General features: G+C 64.6%; 18 protein-coding genes. 15 read left to right on the top strand and 3 right to left on the bottom strand.

The genetic code is table 11. The annotated features are described in order from the left end of the window. Positions 1 to 73 precede the first annotated feature (73 nt). Complete coding sequence (locus AC07P1_RS23845; RefSeq protein WP_494698174.1) at positions 74 to 1,534, bottom strand: cryptochrome/photolyase family protein; 1,461 nt, start codon at positions 1,532 to 1,534, stop codon at positions 74 to 76. A 180-nt stretch (positions 1,535 to 1,714) separates the two neighbouring features. Between AC07P1_RS23845 and AC07P1_RS23840 the strand changes: the two genes are divergently transcribed. Genes AC07P1_RS23840 through AC07P1_RS23815 form a run of 6 tightly spaced genes read left to right on the top strand, consistent with a single transcriptional unit; the run spans position 1,715 to position 6,437 of the window. Further along, positions 1,715 to 2,401: a YqgE/AlgH family protein gene (locus AC07P1_RS23840; RefSeq protein WP_494698173.1), complete on the top strand. Its 687-nt coding sequence runs from the start codon at positions 1,715 to 1,717 to the stop codon at positions 2,399 to 2,401. Positions 2,402 to 2,422: 21 nt separating this feature from the next. After that, entirely contained in the window at positions 2,423 to 2,809 is a 387-nt protein-coding gene (gene ruvX / locus AC07P1_RS23835) for a Holliday junction resolvase RuvX (protein WP_363498024.1), read from the top strand. 9 nt (positions 2,810 to 2,818) lie between these two features. Continuing rightward, complete coding sequence (gene pyrR, locus AC07P1_RS23830; RefSeq protein ID WP_363498027.1) at positions 2,819 to 3,334, top strand: bifunctional pyr operon transcriptional regulator/uracil phosphoribosyltransferase PyrR; 516 nt, start codon at positions 2,819 to 2,821, stop codon at positions 3,332 to 3,334. Positions 3,335 to 3,355: 21 nt separating this feature from the next. Then, a complete protein-coding gene (locus AC07P1_RS23825) occupies positions 3,356 to 4,321 on the top strand; it encodes an aspartate carbamoyltransferase catalytic subunit (protein WP_090323630.1) in 966 nt (321 codons plus the stop codon). Between the two features lie 8 nt (positions 4,322 to 4,329). Continuing rightward, the gene (locus AC07P1_RS23820) at positions 4,330 to 5,655 is read left to right on the top strand and encodes a dihydroorotase (protein ID WP_494698172.1); all 1,326 of its coding nucleotides are present in this window, start codon (positions 4,330 to 4,332) and stop codon (positions 5,653 to 5,655) included. A gap of 8 nt (positions 5,656 to 5,663) precedes the next feature. After that, positions 5,664 to 6,437: a lysophospholipid acyltransferase family protein gene (locus AC07P1_RS23815; RefSeq protein ID WP_494698171.1), complete on the top strand. Its 774-nt coding sequence runs from the start codon at positions 5,664 to 5,666 to the stop codon at positions 6,435 to 6,437. Between the two features lie 162 nt (positions 6,438 to 6,599). On the opposite strand, the gene AC07P1_RS23810 is transcribed toward AC07P1_RS23815, so the two are convergent. Continuing rightward, positions 6,600 to 7,469, bottom strand: coding sequence for a symmetrical bis(5'-nucleosyl)-tetraphosphatase (locus AC07P1_RS23810; RefSeq protein ID WP_494698170.1), 870 nt, complete (start codon positions 7,467 to 7,469; stop codon positions 6,600 to 6,602). A 141-nt stretch (positions 7,470 to 7,610) separates the two neighbouring features. Between AC07P1_RS23810 and rfbB the strand changes: the two genes are divergently transcribed. The 9 genes from rfbB to waaA all read left to right on the top strand — a co-directional run bounded on the left by rfbB (position 7,611) and on the right by waaA (position 16,731). After that, positions 7,611 to 8,684 carry a dTDP-glucose 4,6-dehydratase gene (rfbB, locus tag AC07P1_RS23805; RefSeq protein WP_494698169.1) on the top strand — a complete coding sequence of 358 codons (1,074 nt, stop codon included), beginning with the start codon at positions 7,611 to 7,613 and terminating at the stop codon, positions 8,682 to 8,684. After that, positions 8,681 to 9,607, top strand: coding sequence for a glucose-1-phosphate thymidylyltransferase RfbA (gene rfbA, locus AC07P1_RS23800; protein WP_494698168.1), 927 nt, complete (start codon positions 8,681 to 8,683; stop codon positions 9,605 to 9,607). The genes rfbB and rfbA overlap by 4 nt, the downstream gene beginning before the upstream one ends. Continuing rightward, a complete protein-coding gene (gene rfbC / locus AC07P1_RS23795; RefSeq protein WP_494698167.1) occupies positions 9,604 to 10,149 on the top strand; it encodes a dTDP-4-dehydrorhamnose 3,5-epimerase in 546 nt (181 codons plus the stop codon). Before rfbA ends, rfbC begins: the two co-directional genes overlap by 4 nt. Continuing rightward, complete coding sequence (rfbD, locus tag AC07P1_RS23790; RefSeq protein ID WP_494698166.1) at positions 10,146 to 11,003, top strand: dTDP-4-dehydrorhamnose reductase; 858 nt, start codon at positions 10,146 to 10,148, stop codon at positions 11,001 to 11,003. The genes rfbC and rfbD overlap by 4 nt, the downstream gene beginning before the upstream one ends. 349 nt (positions 11,004 to 11,352) lie before the next feature. Continuing rightward, positions 11,353 to 12,447 (top strand): glycosyltransferase family 4 protein, encoded by a 1,095-nt coding sequence (locus tag AC07P1_RS23785; protein WP_363498057.1) that lies wholly within the window; start codon positions 11,353 to 11,355, stop codon positions 12,445 to 12,447. Between the two features lie 66 nt (positions 12,448 to 12,513). Next, positions 12,514 to 12,852 (top strand): H-NS histone family protein, encoded by a 339-nt coding sequence (locus AC07P1_RS23780; RefSeq protein ID WP_494698165.1) that lies wholly within the window; start codon positions 12,514 to 12,516, stop codon positions 12,850 to 12,852. A gap of 178 nt (positions 12,853 to 13,030) precedes the next feature. Beyond that, positions 13,031 to 14,413, top strand: coding sequence for a phosphomannomutase/phosphoglucomutase (locus AC07P1_RS23775; RefSeq protein WP_494698164.1), 1,383 nt, complete (start codon positions 13,031 to 13,033; stop codon positions 14,411 to 14,413). Between the two features lie 3 nt (positions 14,414 to 14,416). Then, the gene (gene waaC, locus AC07P1_RS23770) at positions 14,417 to 15,424 is read left to right on the top strand and encodes a lipopolysaccharide heptosyltransferase I (protein WP_494698163.1); all 1,008 of its coding nucleotides are present in this window, start codon (positions 14,417 to 14,419) and stop codon (positions 15,422 to 15,424) included. A gap of 5 nt (positions 15,425 to 15,429) precedes the next feature. Next, positions 15,430 to 16,731 carry a lipid IV(A) 3-deoxy-D-manno-octulosonic acid transferase gene (gene waaA / locus AC07P1_RS23765; protein ID WP_494698162.1) on the top strand — a complete coding sequence of 434 codons (1,302 nt, stop codon included), beginning with the start codon at positions 15,430 to 15,432 and terminating at the stop codon, positions 16,729 to 16,731. Between the two features lie 21 nt (positions 16,732 to 16,752). On the opposite strand, the gene AC07P1_RS23760 is transcribed toward waaA, so the two are convergent. Next, positions 16,753 to 16,932, bottom strand: coding sequence for a hypothetical protein (locus AC07P1_RS23760; protein WP_494698161.1), 180 nt, complete (start codon positions 16,930 to 16,932; stop codon positions 16,753 to 16,755). Between the last annotated feature and the right edge of the window lie 30 nt (positions 16,933 to 16,962).

Genomic DNA, 16,962 nt, shown 5'->3' with positions numbered 1-16,962 from the left:
GCGGATTAGCGCAGCGTAATCGGCCATGCATGCGCCGTTGGCGGCTCATAGATGGCCGATTACGGCGTTCCGCCTAATCCGCCCTACGTGTCTCCGAGGGTTTTTTTACGACTTCGTAGCGCTCCAGCGTGCGTTTGCGCGCCTCGTCGTGCATGACCACCGGTGCCGGATAATCCAGCGGCGCCATGCGCGGAGTTTGCCAGGGCGCGTGGATTTCCTTGTCGCTTAGGTCCTTCAACTGCGGCAGATAACGCCGGATGAATTTACCGCCGCCGTCGAATTTCTCCGACTGCGTGATCGGATTGAAAATGCGGAAATACGGCTGCGCGTCGCAACCCGACGACGACGCCCATTGCCAGCCGCCGTTATTGGACGCCAGGTCGAAATCGTTCAGGTGCAGCGCGAAATACGCTTCGCCGCGCCGCCAGTCTATGCCCAGGTCCTTGATCAGGAAGCACGCCGTCACCATGCGCAGGCGGTTGTGCATATAACCGGTCTGATTGATTTGCGCCATCGCCGCGTCCACCAGCGGATAGCCGGTGCGGCCTTCGCACCACGCGGCGAACAATTCGTCCGCCTCCGGTCCCGTCTCCCACTGAATGGCGTCGTAGGCCGGCTTGTAGGCGCCGCCCACCACGTGCGGATTGTGGAACAGGATCATCGCGTAGAACTCGCGCCAGATCAGCTCGGCCAGCCACACCGGCGCGCCTTCGCCGCCGGCGCCGCGCGCCATCAGGTCCACCACCGTGCGCACCACGTGGCGCACCGACAGCGTGCCGAAACGGAAATGCAGCGACAGGTAGGACGGCCCTTTGACCGACGGATAGTCGCGCGCCGTCTTGTAGTCGGCGATGCGCGGCAGGAAATCGTCGAACAGCGCCGCCGCGCCGGACATGCCGGTCGGAATATTGAGCTCGGCCAGGTTGCTCGGCTCGAAGCCCAGCTCGGCCAAGGTCGGCAGGGCGGGCGCGGGCGCGGGCGATGGCGGCGGCGCCAGCCGCGCCGCGTGCGGCTCGATGTGGTACGGCGCCAGCACCGACGGATCGGCCGTCATCTTTTTCAACCAAGCATTCTTGTAGGGCGTGAACACCGAGAACACGCCGCCGGTTTGCGACAGCACTTCGCTCTTTTCAAAGATCACCTGGTCCTTGTAGCTGAAGAACTGGCGGCCGGCATCCTGCAACGCCTCGGCCACGGCGGCGTCGCGGGCGATCGCTTGCGGTTCATAATCGTGGTTGCAGAACACGGCGTCGACGCCCAGCTCGGCCGCCAGCGCCGGGATGTCGGCGACCGGATCGGCGTGGCGCACGATCAGGTGGCCGCCCAGCTGCCGTAGCTCGTCGGCCACCTCGGCCAGACTGGCGTGGATGAAGTCGATACGGCGGTCGCGGCGCGGCAGGGCGTCCAGGATGGTCGTATCGTAGACAAAAACGCAATATACGGTGGCGCTGTCCAGCAGCGCCCGATTCAGGGTGACATGGTCGAAAACGCGCAAATCGCGGCGCAGCCATACCAGGGACGATTTTAGTTTCATTCGGTCTGTGTCAATCTCGTGGGGGAACGCAATCATGGCCGCACCCTCAATTCAGTGTAAACTATCGGTGAGAGAGACAGCTGCTAGCGGCGCGATGTTACAGCATTTGTCCAGGACAGAGAGCAAGACACAGCGGCGGCACGGTAAGATCATGCATCCAGCACAGAGAGAGCAACGCGTATGAAGAAGAGCAAAATCGGCAAAACTCTACCTGTATCCGCCCCGCGAAAGGGTGAACCCCGGGACGAGCCACAGGATGAGATCGACGAATTGGGTCCCATCGGCGCCAGCGCCACCCCATCCCTGAACCTGGCGAATCATTTCCTCATTGCAATGCCTTCCATGCAAGATCCGGTCTTTGGCGGCACTGTCGTGTATGTCTGCGAGCACAACGAGAACGGCGTATTGGGCGTGGTGATCAACAAACCCACCGATATGACCATGCAAGTGTTGTTCGAACGCATAGACCTGAAGCTGGAGGAGGGGCCGGGCCTGGAATCCCACGTGGACGAGCCCATCATGTTCGGCGGCCCGGTGCAGGACGACCGTGGCTTCGTGCTGCACACGCCGGGCCACCGCTACTCGTCGTCGCTGACGGTGACCAAGGATATCGCCTTCACGACGTCGATCGACGTGCTCGAGGCCGTCGCCGCCGGCGAGGGCCCGCCGCGGATGCTGGTGTCGATCGGCTACTCGGGCTGGAGCCCGGGCCAGCTGGAGGAAGAGATCGGCCGCAATGGCTGGCTCACGGTCGGCGCCGACCCCGAGATCCTGTTCAACCTGCCCATCGAGGAACGCTACACGGCCGCCATGCGCCTGCTGGGCATCGATCCGTTGATGCTCACGTCCGAGGCCGGCCATGCGTGACATGTTTGAGTTTCGTCAACCGTGAGCGTCGAAACCATCTTCGCTTTCGATTTCGGCGTTAAACGTATCGGCGTGGCCATGGGTAACACCATGATCCGCCAGGCCCAGCCAGTCAAAGTCATCTCCGCCATCGACAACGCCACGCGCTTTGCCGATATCCAGGCCTTGCTCGACGAATGGAAACCCGCCCGCCTCGTGGTCGGCCTGCCCATGCATCCCGATGGCGCCGAACACGAAATGACGGCGCGCGCGCGCAAGTTCGCCAACCAGCTCAACGGCCGTTTCAACCTGCCGGTCGAACTGGTCGACGAACGCTACTCGTCGGCGGTCATTTCCGCCAAGCGCGGCGAGGTCATCGACGACCGCGCCGCCGCCATCATCCTGCAACAATATTTCGACGCAACCTAGCGAACCACCATGTCCACACTGAACCCCAATCAACTCGATGCCGAGGCGCTGTACGCGGCGCTGCTGGCCGACGTCAAGGCTGGCCTGGAAGGCGTTGCCGACGTCGCCATCGTCGGCATCCACTCCGGCGGCGCCTGGATCGCCGAACGCCTCGCGGCCGACCTCGGCCTGTCGGCCCGCTGCGGCGTGCTCGACGTCTCCTTCTACCGCGACGACTACGCCAAGAAGGGCTTGCCGGCCGAGGTCAAGCCGACCAACATCGGCTTCGACGTCGCCGCCGCCAACATCCTGCTGGTCGACGACGTGCTCTACACGGGCCGCACCACGCGCGCCGCCATCAACGAGTTGTTCGACTACGGCCGCCCGGCGCGCATCATGCTTGCCGCGCTGGTCGACCGCGGCGAGCGCCAGTTGCCGGTGGCCGCCGATTTCGTCGCCGCGCATGTGGCCGTGCCGCAAGGGCAGGCGCTGGTGCTCAAGCGCGCCGACGATGGAAAATTCACGCTAACCATAGACCACGCATAATTTAACGCGACCCACCACACCATGCTCAATCCGCAACTGAATAAAAACGGCGAACTCCAGCACCTGCTGTCGATCGAGGGACTGCCCAAATCCATCCTCAATCACATCCTGGACACCGCCTCGTCGTTCGTCGGCATCTCGGACCGCGACGTCAAGAAAGTGCCGCTGATGCGCGGCAAGTCGGTGTTCAACCTGTTCTTCGAGAACTCGACCCGCACCCGCACCACCTTCGAGATCGCCTCCAAGCGCCTGTCGGCCGACGTCATCAACCTGAACATCCAGGCCTCGTCGGCCAGCAAGGGCGAATCCCTGCTCGACACCATCGACAACCTGTCGGCCATGCACGCCGACATGTTCGTCGTGCGCCACGCGCAATCGGGCGCGCCCTATCTGATCGCCAAGCACTTGCACGACACCAGGCAGTCGCACGTGCACGTGGTTAACGCCGGCGACGGCCGCCACGCGCACCCGACCCAGGGTCTGCTGGACATGTACACGATCCGCCACTACAAGAAGGACTTCACCAACCTGACCGTGGCCATCGTCGGCGACATCCTGCACAGCCGCGTGGCCCGTTCGGACATCCACGCGCTGACCACCTTGGGCGTGCCGGAAGTGCGCGCCATCGGCCCGCACACCCTGCTGCCGGGCGGCCTGGAGCAGATGGGCGTGCGCACCTTCACCAACATGGAAGAGGGCTTGAAGGGCGTCGACGTGATCATCATGCTGCGCCTGCAAAACGAGCGCATGAGCGGCGCGCTGCTGCCGTCGGCGCAGGAATACTTCAAGAGCTACGGCCTGACGCCGGAGCGCCTGGCGCTGGCCAAGCCGGACGCGATCGTCATGCACCCGGGGCCGATGAACCGTGGCGTGGAAATCGATTCGGCGGTGGCGGACGGTCCGCAGGCGGTGATCCTGCCGCAGGTGACGTTCGGGATCGCGGTACGGATGGCGGTGATGAGCATTGTGGCGGGAACGCAAGGATGAAAGCAGGAATGAACTCGAATAAAAATCTCCATATCAAGAACGGCCACCTGGTCGACCCGGCCAACGGCATCGACGCCAAGCACGACCTGTACATCGCCGACGGCAAGGTGCTGGCGATCGGCACGGCCCCGGCCGGTTTCACGGCCGACCAGACCATCGACGCCAGCGGCATGATCGTCTCGCCCGGTTTCGTCGACCTGTCGGCGCGCCTGCGCGAACCGGGCTACGAATACAAGGCCACCCTGGAATCGGAAATGCAGGCGGCGATGCAGGGCGGCGTGACCAGCTTGATCTGCCCGCCGGACACCGACCCCGTGCTCGACGAGCCGGGCCTGGTGGAGATGCTCAAATACCGCGCCAAGACCCTGAACCAGGCCCACGTGCACCCGCTGGGCGCGCTGACCGTCGGCCTCAAGGGCAAGGCGCTGACCGAGATGGCCGAGCTGACCGAAGCCGGCTGCATCGGCTTCGCCCAGGCCGAGGAACCGATCGAGGACACCAACGTGCTGCTGCGCGCGATGCAGTACGCCAAAACCTTCAACTACACGGTCTGGCTGCGTCCGCAGGACGCGCACATCGGCCGTGGCGGCATCGCCGCCAGCGGTCCGCTGGCGTCCCGCCTGGGCCTGTCCGGCGTGCCGGTGATGTCGGAGACGATCGCGCTGCACACCATCTTCGAGCTGATGCGTTCGAGCGGCGCCCGCGTGCACCTGTGCCGCCTGTCGTCGGCCGCCGGCATCGAGCTGGTGCGCCAGGCCAAGAAGGAAGGCTTGCCGGTGACCTGCGACGTCGGCGCCCACCACGTCCACATGACCGACGCCGACATCGGCTTCTTCGACTCCAACGCGCGCCTGACGCCGCCGCTGCGCAGCCAGCGCGACCGCGACGCCATCCGCCTCGGCCTGCTCGACGGCACCATCGACGCGTTGTGCTCGGACCACACGCCGGTCGACGACGACGAGAAACTGCTGCCGTTCGGCGAAGCCTCGCCCGGCGCCACCGGGCTGGAGTTGCTGCTGTCGCTGACCCTGAAATGGGCCGACGACTACGCCGCCGGCCAGCACAACGGTGCCGACAAGGCCGCCATGCGTCCGCTGGCGCGGGCCATCTCGCGCATCACGGCCGACGCCGCCCGCGTGGCCGGCCTGTCCGCCGGCACGCTGTCGGTCGGCGCGGTCGCGGATGTTTGCGTCTTCGATCCGCAGGCGACGTGGACAGTCGAAGCGTCGGCGCTGGCCAGCCAGGGCAAGCACACGCCCTTCCTCGGCTACAACCTGACCGGGCAGGTGCAAACCACCATCGTGGCCGGCCACGTTGCCTATCAACGCGGCTGATTTTCTGAATGAAAATTTCGATGATCTTCCGCCTGGCGCGGGTGATGTTGCACGTGCTGCTGGGGATGGGAATCTGCGCCACGGTGTTCCCGTGGATTAGCCAGGACAAGCGCAACGGGCACATCCGCCGCTGGTCGACCCGCTTGCTGAAGATGTGCAACGTCAGTGTCGAGCAGCAGGCGGCCGCGCCCATGCTGGAGCGTGCGGTGGTGGTGGCCAATCACGTGTCTTGGCTGGACATCTTCGTCGTCCACAGCCTGCACCCGAGCCACTTCGTCGCCAAGGCCGAGATCCGCGCGTGGCCGCTGGCGGGCTGGCTGGCGGAGAAGGCCGGCACCGTGTTCATTTCGCGCGGCAGCCGGCGCGACCTGCGGCATATCTTCAAGGGGCTGGTGACGACGTTGGAGCGCGGCGAGCGCGTGGCGTTCTTCCCCGAAGGCACCACTTCGTCGCAGGGCAAGCTGCTGCCGTTCCACGCCAATTTGTTCGAGGCGGCGATCGACGCCAAGGTGCCGGTGCAACCGGTGGCCTTGTCGTATGTCGATCCGAAGGGCGCGCGGCATCCGTCGGTGGATTTCATCGGCGACATGACCTTTGCCGAGAGCATCATCGCCATCCTCGACGGCCCGCCGGTGATGGCGAAATTGACGGTGCTGCCGCCGATCGACACGATAGGCGCGCACCGGCGCGAGCTGGCCGAGGTGACGCACCAGGCGGTGGCGGCCGCGCTGGGCGTGCATGTTGAACCATTCCAAACCACGGAGACACGTAGGGCGGATTAGCGCAGCGTAATCGGCCATGCATGCGCCGCCGATGACGCATGCATGGCCGATTACGGCGTTCCGCCTTAAAGCCTACCGGCGGTAGGCTGCTCCTTCGATGGGCCCCTAGGGCGGATTAGCGGGCCTCGCCCGCTAATCCGCCCTACGTGTCTCCACGTGCCGTCAGGCTTTTTTCTTGCTGCCCGGCTCCTGGAACTGCGGGCATTGCACTTGCAGCACGCTGCGGTCCTCCAGGCATACGGCCGACAACTGCCCGCCCCACACGCAGCCACTGTCGAGGCCGATCAGATTGGGCTTCAACGTCAGCCCCAGCGCCGACCAGTGTCCGAACACCACCGTGTCGCGCGCCGTGCGCCGGCCCGGCACCTCGAACCACGGCATCAGGCCTGACGCCGGGTCGGCCGTGCCGCTTTCCTTCATCTTGAAATCCATCACGCCGTCGGCGGTGCAAAAGCGCAGCCGCGTCATGGCGTTGATGATGCAGCGCAGCCGGTCGGCGCCGCGCAAGTCGTCGGACCATTGGTCGGGCAGGTTGCCGTACATGTCGGCCAGGAATTCGGCGAAGCTTTCGTCCGGCCCGCGCAGCATTTCCTGCACCTCGCCGGCCAGCGCGATGGCCTCGTCGGCGCTCCATTGCGGCAGCAGGCCGGCGTGCACCAGCACGTGGCCTTGCACCTGGATCGCCAGCGGACGGCGCCGCACCCAATCGATCAGCTCGTCGCGGTCGGGCGCGTGCAGGATGTCGGCCAAGGTGTCCGACTTGTGCTCCGGGCGGATGCCGTAGGCCACCGCCAGCAGGTGCAGGTCGTGGTTGCCCAGCACGCTATCGATGAGGCCGCCGCTGGCCATGCACAGTTTGCGCACGTGGCGCAGGGTGGCCAGCGAGTCGGGGCCACGGTTGATCAGGTCGCCCGCGAACAGGATGGCGGGTTCGGCCACGCCGACCTCGGCCGCGTGCGCGCGTATGCGGTCGAGCATGGACAAGGCCTGCTCGTGGCAGCCTTGTAAATCCCCGATTACATAGGTTTTCATATGGAAGCTCTCTGGTTCGTTGCTTTGGAATCTGAATTACCCTGAAATCAGAGCGCGAGTGTTGATTTTTGCCCGTGGGCAGCGCAGTTTCACATAAAATCACTCTTACGACTGTTTTGACTTCTTGCTGCGGGATACTAAATGATTTTTGTTACAGGTGGTGCCGGTTTTATCGGTTCAAATTTTGTCCTCGACTGGCTGGCGCAGTCCGACGAGTCTGTCGTCAATTATGACAAGCTGACCTATGCCGGCAATTTGAACAACCTGGCGTCGCTGAAAAACGATGCGCGCCACATCTTCGTGCGCGGCGATATCTGCGACCAGGCCCAGGTGCTGGCATTGTTCGAGCTGCACAAGCCGCGCGCGATCGTGCACTTCGCGGCCGAAAGCCACGTCGACCGCTCCATCCTCGGTCCTGGCGAATTTATCAACACCAATATCAACGGCACCTTCAGCCTGCTCGAGGCGACGCGCGCCTACTGGTCGGCGCTGCCGGCGCCGGAAAAGGCCGCGTTCCGCTTCCTGCACGTGTCGACCGACGAGGTCTACGGCACGCTCGGGCCGGACGACGCGCCCTTCAGCGAGACCACCGCGTTCGCGCCGAACAGCCCGTACTCGGCGTCGAAGGCCGCCTCCGACCATCTGGTGCGTTCCTATCATCATACCTACGGCCTGCCGACGCTGACGACCAACTGCTCGAACAATTACGGCCCGTATCACTTCCCGGAAAAGCTGATCCCCTTGATCATCGCCAACGCGCAGGCGGGCAAGCCGCTGCCGATCTACGGCGACGGCCAGCAAGTGCGCGATTGGCTGTATGTCAGCGACCATTGCGCCGCCATCCGCCGCGTGCTGGAGGCGGGCCGCCTGGGCGAGACCTACAACGTCGGCGGCTGGAACGAGATGGCCAACCTGGACGTGGTGCATACCCTGTGCGATATGCTCGACCGGCTGCGGCCGAAGGCCGACGGCGCCAGCTACCGCGCCCAGATCACCTATGTCAAGGACCGTCCCGGCCACGACCGCCGCTATGCCATCGACGCCCGCAAGCTCGAACGCGAGCTGGGCTGGAAGCCGGCCGAGACCTTCCAGACCGGCATCGCCAAGACCGTGCAGTGGTACCTCGACAACCAGGCCTGGGTCGACGACGTGCAGTCGGGCGGCTATGCCAAATGGGTGGAAACGAACTACTTTAATCGCGAAGGCGCACAATGAATCAAGCTTTGAGCACACCCGTGGGCACGCCGGGCAAAGGCCGCAAGGGCATCATCCTGGCCGGCGGTTCCGGCACCCGCCTGTATCCGGTGACGATGAGCGTGTCGAAGCAATTGCTGCCGATCTACGACAAGCCGATGATCTACCATCCGCTGACGGTGCTGATGTTGGCCGGCATGACCGAGATCCTGCTGATCTCGACGCCGCAGGACACGCCGCGCTTCCAGGACCTGCTGGGCGACGGCAGCCAGTGGGGGATCCACATCAGCTACGCGGTGCAGCCGTCGCCGGACGGCCTGGCGCAAGCCTTCATCATCGGCAAGGACTTCGTCGGCGACTCGCCGTCCGCGCTCATCCTCGGCGATAATATTTACTACGGCAACGACCTCGACGCATTGCTCAACCACGCCAGCGAGCAGACCAGCGGCGCCACGGTGTTCGCCTACCATGTGCAGGACCCCGAGCGGTACGGCGTGGTCGAGTTCGACGGCGGCCGCCAGGCCGTGTCGATCGAGGAAAAACCCCAGCACCCGAAGTCCAACTACGCGGTCACCGGCCTGTATTTCTACGACAACCAGGTGTGCGACATCGCCGCCGGCATCAAGCCGTCGGCGCGCGGGGAACTCGAGATCACCGATGTCAACCGCGTTTACCTCGAGAAGCACCAGCTCAATGTCGAGGTGATGGGGCGCGGCATGGCCTGGCTCGACACCGGCACCCACGAATCGCTGCTGGAGGCGGGCCAGTTCATCTCCACCATCGAAAAACGCCAGGGCTTGAAGGTGGCGTGTCCTGAGGAAATCGCTTACCGCAAGGGCTACATCGACGCGGCCCAATTGCGCGAACTGGCCGAGCCGCTGAAGAAGAACAATTACGGCCAATACCTGCTGCGCATACTGGAAGACAAGGTCGTGCAACGATGAAGGTCATCACTACGCCGCTGGAAGGGTTGCTGGTGATCGAGCCGCGCGTGTTCGGCGACGAGCGCGGCTTTTTTTACGAGAGCTACAACGCGCGCCAGTTCGCCGAGGCCACCGGGGTGACGGCGAACTTCGTGCAGGACAACCACTCCCGCTCGCGCCGGGGCGTGCTGCGCGGCTTGCATTACCAGATCCAGCAGCCGCAGGGCAAGCTGGTGCGCGTGACCGCCGGGGCGGTGTACGACGTGGCCGTCGACATCCGCAAGGGTTCGCCAACGTTCGGCCAGTGGTACGGCGCCGAGCTCAGCGCGGAAAACATGCGCCAGATGTGGATACCGGCCGGCTTCGCGCACGGCTTCGTGGTCACCAGCGAGTACGCCGAGTTCCTCTATAAAACCACCGATTACTGGGCGCCCGAGCACGAGCGCGCCATCCTGTGGAACGATCCGGCCATCGGCATAGTCTGGCCGCTGGACGTGACGCCCACCTTGTCCCACAAGGACCAGGCCGCCGTGCCGCTGGCCGCCGCCGAGGTGTTCGCGTGAAGATTTTGCTGACGGGCAGCACCGGCCAGGTCGGCTACGAACTGGCGCGCAGCCTGCAGGGCGTGGGCGAGGTGGTGGCGGTGGACCGGCAAGTCATGGATCTGTCCGATCTCGACCAGGTGCGCGACGTGATCCGCCAGGTCCGGCCGGGGCTGATCGTCAATCCGGCCGCCTACACGGCGGTCGACAAGGCCGAGAGCGAGCCGGCGCTGGCCCAGCGGATCAATGCCGAGGCGCCGGGCGTGATGGCGCGCGAGGCCAGGCTGCTGGGCGCGGCGATGGTGCACTATTCGACCGACTATGTGTTCGACGGCAGCCAGCCGGCGGCGCGGGTGGAGGGCGATGCGACCGGCCCGCTCAACGTCTACGGCGCCAGCAAGCTGGCCGGGGAGCAGGCAATTGCCGAGGCCGGCATTCCGCACCTGATCTTCCGCACCAGCTGGGTGTATGGCATGCGCGGCAAGAATTTTCTGTTGACCATGCTGCGCCTGGCCCGGGAGCGCGACGAGTTGCGCGTGGTGGCCGACCAGCACGGCGCGCCGACCTGGAGCCGCACCATCGCCGACACCTCGGCGCTGGTGCTGTCGCAGGCGCGCGCCGGCGGCGCCGACTGGTGGACGCGCAACAGCGGCGTCTACCATTTGAGCGCGCAGGGCCGCACCACCTGGTTCGAGTTCACGCAGGCGATCGTCGAGGCGGCCGGACTGGAATGCCGCGTGCTGCCGATCGCCAGCGCCGAGTATCCGACGCCGGCACGGCGGCCGCAATACTCGGTGATGTCGTCGGAATTGCTGATGACGCGTTTTTGCCATTTACCGGATTGGAAAGAGGCGCTGCGCCTTTGCATGGATTGACAGTGGAATGCCGCGTGATCACGCGGTTCGACAGTCCAGCTTGTGTAGAATTGGTGGACCTGACCCCGGAGTTGCCGTCATTTGTATCGATTGGTAAGCAATTGCACTTGACCAATTTTCTGCTGTTATGATGCCGGCGCATCGTCAACAACCGGCTTCTCCGCCTCCTTTATTGCTCCCGTCGTTGCAAACGCGGCCGGTGTTGGACGCGGAGGCGACCATCCCCGTTATCAATTCAGGATTGCCGCGACCAATCCGGTACAATCGCGGGTTAGCGTGCTGATAACCTGGCGGAACAAGACCAGCCTTGTACCGGTAAGCGCATCCGGTAATTTTGTATAGATAAAATATGTTTTCCTTTTTACTGAGTTTTGTCGCTTCCGCGCTCCTCACCCTGCTGGTCATAAAAGAATCAAGATTGCACGGGCCGGCGCTGGATTCGGACTTCCTCGGCGTCCAGAAAGTGCATGCGCACCAGGTCGCGCGGATAGGCGGCTTGTCGATCTTTTTGTCGGTCGCGCTCAGTTCCGCCATTTCGATCTGGCGCGTGCCGGCGATGGGCAACTGGTTGTTTTCGCTGCTGGCTTGCGCGTCGATCGCCTTCGTCGGCGGCATCGTCGAGGATTACACGGGCCGCGTCAGCGCCACGCGCCGTTTGCTGCTGACCATGGCCGCCGCCGCGCTGGGCTACCTGTTGCTCGACGCCCGCATCGACCGCATCGATTTTCCCTTCGCCGCCTGGCCCATCCAATATGTGTGGATCACCTTGCCGCTGACGGTATTGGCGGTGGCCGGCGTGGCCAACGCCGTCAATATCATCGATGGTTTTAACGGCCTGGCCAGCGTGGTCTGCATTTGCATGCTGCTGTCGCTCGGGTATGTGGCCTTGCAAGTCAACGATATGTTTGTGCTGATCGCCGCGCTGATGGTGGCGGGCGCCACCGCCGGTTTCCTGATCTGGAATTACCCGGTCGGCATGATATTCCTGGGCGACGGCGGCGCTTATTTCATCGGCTTTATGTTGGGCGAGTTGGCGTTGCTGCTGGTAATGCGCAATCCACAAGTTTCTACCTGGTACGCCGCGTTGTTGTTAATATATCCAACCTTTGAAACCCTGTTCTCCGTTTATCGCCGAATGTTTGTTCGGGGTAAGTCTCCGGCCATGCCCGACGGTATCCACCTGCATAGCCTGATCTTCCGCCGCATTGTGCAATGGGCGGTCGGGCGCAAGGAAGCGCGCGCGCTGATCCGCCGCAATTCGCTGACCTCCCCGTATTTGTGGATGTTTTCGCTGATGGCGGTGATACCGGCCACGGTATTCTGGCGCCACACCTGGGTATTAATGGTGTTCTGCATTTTGTTTATCAGCAGTTACATCTGGATTTATGTGCGCATCGTCCGCTTTAAAGCGCCGCGCTGGATGATACGCCATAAGAAACTGTGATTTTTCCGGATTGATGTAATATATTCGCGCAGCGCTTTATATTGTCATCACTTTAAGGAAAGCCCAATGGACCTGTCGAATATGTCTTCCGCGGATTTGCGTAATCTGCAAGAGCAAGTGAAAAGCGAGTTGAAACAGCGCGAGGGCCAGGATCGGGCCAAAGCCCGCGAACAAATATTGGCCATTGCCCAAAGCGTTGGCGTGCCGCTCAAGGATCTGATCGGCGGCGCGGGCGCGGGCGCAGGTGCCGGCGCCGTGCGCGGCGGCAAGAAAACCGGCTCGGTGGCGCCGCGCTACCGCAATCCGGCCGACGAATCCCAGCAGTGGACCGGCCGCGGCCGCCAGCCGAAATGGGTCAAGGAATGGCTGGACGCCGGCAAAGACATCGCCGGCCTGAAGGTTTAAGCGTTTTTACCCCCGGCGACGGGCCGGCGGGGCTTGCCTGCCGCTGGCATCGCACTTACACTATGATGTTGTGTCTGCTACAACGCAGGCGGCACCTAATTTTCCTCTAATCCGCGTCCACGGCAAGGCAGTCCGCTCCGCCACTGCATGGCCCTGACACGCACATCCAGAATCCAATATGGTCTCCTTATCCAAAACGATCTTCAAAGCTTACGACATTCGCGGCATCATCGATAAAACCCTGGATGCGGGCGTAGCGCGTTCGATCGGGCAGGCGTTCGGCCAGGCCGCGCTGGCCAAGGGCGAGACCAAGGTGGTGATCGGCCGTGACGGCCGCCTGTCCGGCCCGTCGCTGACGGCGGCGCTGGCCGAGGGCCTGCAGCTGGCCGGCGTCGACGTGATCGATCTGGGTGTGGTGGCCACGCCGATGGTCTATTTCGGCACCAATGTGCTGGGCGCGGCGTCGGGCATCATGGTCACCGGCAGCCACAATCCGCCGGACTACAACGGCTTCAAGATGGTGCTGGCCGGCGAAGCGATCCACGGCGAGGCCATCACCTCGCTGTACCAGCGCATCGTCGACCATGACGGCTCGGCGGCCGCGAAAAAGGGCGCTTACAGCACCCACGACATCCGCGCCCAGTACCTCGAGCGCATCATCGGCGACGTCAAACTGGCGCGTCCGATCAAGATCGCCGTCGATTGCGGCAACGGCGTGGCCGGCGCCTTCGCCGGCGACCTGTATCGTGGCATGGGCTGCGAAGTGGTCGAGCTGTTCTGCGAAGTGGACGGCAACTTCCCCAACCACCACCCGGACCCGGCGCACCCGGAGAACCTGCAGGACCTGATCCGCGCGCTGCGGGAGACCGACGCCGAAATCGGCATCGCCTTCGACGGCGACGGCGACCGCCTGGGCGTGGTGACCAAGGATGGCCAGATCATCTATCCGGACCGCCAGATGATGTTGTTCGCGGCCGACGTGCTGACCCGCCATCCTGGCGCGCAGATTCTGTACGACGTCAAATGCACCCGCCACCTGGCGCCGTACATCACCAAAAGCGGCGGCGTGCCGCTGATGTACAAGACCGGCCACTCGCTGGTCAAGGCCAAGCTGCGCGAAACCGGCGCCCCGCTGGGCGGCGAAATGAGCGGCCATATCTTCTTCAAGGACCGATGGTACGGTTTCGACGACGGCCTGTACTCGGGCGCGCGCCTGCTGGAGATACTGACCCGCGAAGCCGATCCGTCGGCGCTGCTCAATTCCCTGCCGCAGTCGGACAGCACCCCCGAACTGCACCTGCACCTGAGCGAAGGCGAGAACGTCATCGTCATGGACAAGCTGCGCGCGGACGCGGAATTCCCGGGCAATGTGCAAATCATCACCATCGACGGCCTGCGCGTGGAGTACGAGGACGGCTTCGGCCTGGCGCGTTCGTCCAACACCACGCCGGTGATCGTGATGCGCTTCGAAGCGGAAACGCCGGAAGCGTTGGCGCGCATCCAGGGCCAGTTCAAGAGCGTGATCCTGGCCGCCAAGCCGGACGCGGAACTGCCTTTCTAAGCGATGTCGTCGCACCCGGGCGATGGCAAGCCGCTGAACATCCTGCTGGTGCGCGTCTCCTCGCTGGGGGACGTGCTGCACAACCTGCCGATGGTGGCCGATATCGCCCGCCGCTTCCCCGATGCGAACATCGATTGGGTGGTGGAGGAGGGCTACGTCAGCCTGGTGCGGCTCAACGCCCGCGTGCGCACCATCATTCCGTTCGCGCTGCGGCGCTGGCGCAAAAGCCTGGGCAAGCCGGAGACCCGGGCCGAGATCAAGGCCTTCTTCCGCACCCTGCGCCAGCAGCGCTACGACTACGTGTTCGACACTCAGGGGCTGCTCAAGACCGGCATCATCATGGGGGCCGCGCGGGTGGTCAAGGGCGGCCGCAAGGTCGGCCTGGCCAACGGCAGCGAGGGCTCGGGCTACGAGGGTGTCTCCCGCATTTTCCATAACCTCAGTATTCCGACCGACCCGCGCACGCACGCGGTGGCGCGCGGCCGCCTGGTGGCCGCCGCCGCGCTGGGCTACCAGGTCGACACGCCGGCCGATTTCGGCCTGCCGGAAGTATCGGCAAGCGAGCCGCGTCCGGCGTGGATGCCGGCCGAACCTTACGTGGTGTACTTCCATGGCACCGCGCGCGATCCGAAGAAGTGGGCGCCGCAGAACTGGATCGCCCTGGGACGCGAACTGGCGCCGATGCCGATCCTGCTGCCCTGGGGCTCGCCGAAGGAGCAGGCCGAGGCCGGGCATCTGGCGGCCAATCTGCCGAACGCGCGCGTGCTGCCCAAGCTGTCGATGGCCGACGCCATGCTGCTGGCGCGCCACGCGGGCCTGGTGATCGGCGTCGACACCGGCTTGACGCATATCGCCGCCGCCTTCGTGCGGCCGACGGTGGAAATCTACGCCGATTCGCCGCGCTGGAAGACCGAGGGCAACTGGTCGCCGCGCATCATCAATCTGGGCGATCGCGGCGCGCCGCCTTCCGTGTCCGAAGTACTGGCTGCGGCCAGGAGTTTGCTGGGCTGAGTTTCATGCGTATTTTCTATTCCGTGATGTGGTGGCTGGCCATGCCGCTGGTGCTGGCGCGTTTGTGGCTGCGCGGCCGCAAGGAGCCCGGCTATCGCGGACATTGGGGCGAGCGGCTGGGGTTTTACGGCGCCGCCCCGGCTTCTTCCAGCGCCGCGCCGATGCTGTGGGTGCACGCGGTGTCCGTCGGCGAAACCCGCGCGGCCGAGCCGTTGATCGACGCGCTGCTGGCCGGCTATCCGAACGGGCGCATCATCCTGACCCATATGACGCCGACCGGGCGCGCCACCGGAAAATCGCTGTTCGCCAAACATGGCGCGCGGCTGGTCCAGTCGTATCTGCCGTATGACACGGGCACCATGGTGGGCCGCTTCATCAAGCATTTCAAACCGGCGGTCTGCATCCTGATGGAGACCGAAGTTTGGCCGAACCTGATCGCGACCTGCGGCGCGCGCGGCGTGCCGGTGGTGTTGGCCAACGCGCGCCTGTCCGAGCGCTCGCTGCGCAAGGCGGGGCGTCTCGGTTCGCTGATCCTGGACGCGGCGCACGGCATCTCGCTGGTCGCGGCGCAGACCGAGGCCGATGCGCAGCGTGTGCGCTCGCTCGGCGTCAAGCAGGTGGAAGTCACCGGCAGCATCAAGTTCGACGTGGTGGTGCCGGATGCGGCGCTGGCCACCGGCGCGGCGCTGCGCAAGGCCATCGGCGCGCGTCCGGTGCTGCTGTTCGCCAGCACGCGCGAAGGCGAGGAGGCGCTGATATTGCAAGCGGTGCGCGAGGCGCGTTCCGAGCTGCCGGTCAATGTGCTGTTGCTGATGGTGCCGCGCCATCCGCAGCGCTTCGACGAAGTGGCAAAGATGGTTGGCGAGGCGGGGCTCAATGTGCAGCGGCGCAGCCAGCTGGCGCTGGACGGCGCGGCCGAGGGTTCCATTCCAGCTTACATCGACGTGCTGCTGGGCGATTCGATGGGCGAGATGTTCGCGTATTACGCGGCGTGCGATTGCACCTTTGTCGGCGGCAGCCTGTTGCCGCTGGGCGGGCAGAATTTGATCGAACCGGCTGCCCTGGGCAAGCCGGTGCTGATCGGGCCGCATACCTTCAATTTCGCCGAATCGACCGAGGACGCGCTGGCCGCCGGCGGCGCGCAGCGCGTGGCCGACGCGGCCGGGCTGGTGACCGCGGCCGCGCGCCTGCTGCGCGACGACGCGGCGCGCGCCGCGATGGGGCGGGGCGCGCTGGCGTTCGCCAACCAGTACCGTGGCGCCACCCGCCGCACAGTCGCGCTGTTGGCGCCGTTGATCAAACGCTGACAGGGCGCACCTCGGGCGGCGCTAACCGCCGCCGATGCCTTCGGTAATGATGCCGGACCCGCCGCAGTTGCCGCATGGGATGGTGTCGTCTTCGTCGAGGACGCGGCCGGTGCCGTGGCAGATCGGACAGACGTCGTCGCCGGTGCCGGGCGTGCCGGCGGCCGCTTCGTCGCCGGGATTGATGGGTGTGTTCTCGCTCATGATCGCCTCCGCAAATGGGTGTCGAATCAT

Source organism: Duganella sp. GW821-FHT07F09 (assembly GCF_059418705.1).
Note: the sequence above shows the minus strand (reverse complement) of the source record. Positions and strands in the feature narration are given on the sequence as shown.

Coding starts and splice junctions, on each gene's coding strand:
- rfbC (WP_494698167.1), top strand. CDS start 9,604: ATGAAGGTCATCACTACGCCGCTGGAAGGGTTGCTGGTGATCGAGCCG.
- waaA (WP_494698162.1), top strand. CDS start 15,430: ATGCGTATTTTCTATTCCGTGATGTGGTGGCTGGCCATGCCGCTGGTG.
- AC07P1_RS23775 (WP_494698164.1), top strand. CDS start 13,031: ATGGTCTCCTTATCCAAAACGATCTTCAAAGCTTACGACATTCGCGGC.
- AC07P1_RS23820 (WP_494698172.1), top strand. CDS start 4,330: ATGAACTCGAATAAAAATCTCCATATCAAGAACGGCCACCTGGTCGAC.
- AC07P1_RS23785 (WP_363498057.1), top strand. CDS start 11,353: ATGTTTTCCTTTTTACTGAGTTTTGTCGCTTCCGCGCTCCTCACCCTG.
- AC07P1_RS23780 (WP_494698165.1), top strand. CDS start 12,514: ATGGACCTGTCGAATATGTCTTCCGCGGATTTGCGTAATCTGCAAGAG.
- AC07P1_RS23825 (WP_090323630.1), top strand. CDS start 3,356: ATGCTCAATCCGCAACTGAATAAAAACGGCGAACTCCAGCACCTGCTG.
- AC07P1_RS23810 (WP_494698170.1), bottom strand. CDS start 7,469: ATGAAAACCTATGTAATCGGGGATTTACAAGGCTGCCACGAGCAGGCC.
- rfbB (WP_494698169.1), top strand. CDS start 7,611: ATGATTTTTGTTACAGGTGGTGCCGGTTTTATCGGTTCAAATTTTGTC.
- pyrR (WP_363498027.1), top strand. CDS start 2,819: ATGTCCACACTGAACCCCAATCAACTCGATGCCGAGGCGCTGTACGCG.
- waaC (WP_494698163.1), top strand. CDS start 14,417: ATGTCGTCGCACCCGGGCGATGGCAAGCCGCTGAACATCCTGCTGGTG.
- AC07P1_RS23840 (WP_494698173.1), top strand. CDS start 1,715: ATGAAGAAGAGCAAAATCGGCAAAACTCTACCTGTATCCGCCCCGCGA.
- AC07P1_RS23760 (WP_494698161.1), bottom strand. CDS start 16,932: ATGAGCGAGAACACACCCATCAATCCCGGCGACGAAGCGGCCGCCGGC.
- rfbA (WP_494698168.1), top strand. CDS start 8,681: ATGAATCAAGCTTTGAGCACACCCGTGGGCACGCCGGGCAAAGGCCGC.
- AC07P1_RS23815 (WP_494698171.1), top strand. CDS start 5,664: ATGAAAATTTCGATGATCTTCCGCCTGGCGCGGGTGATGTTGCACGTG.
- AC07P1_RS23845 (WP_494698174.1), bottom strand. CDS start 1,534: ATGAAACTAAAATCGTCCCTGGTATGGCTGCGCCGCGATTTGCGCGTT.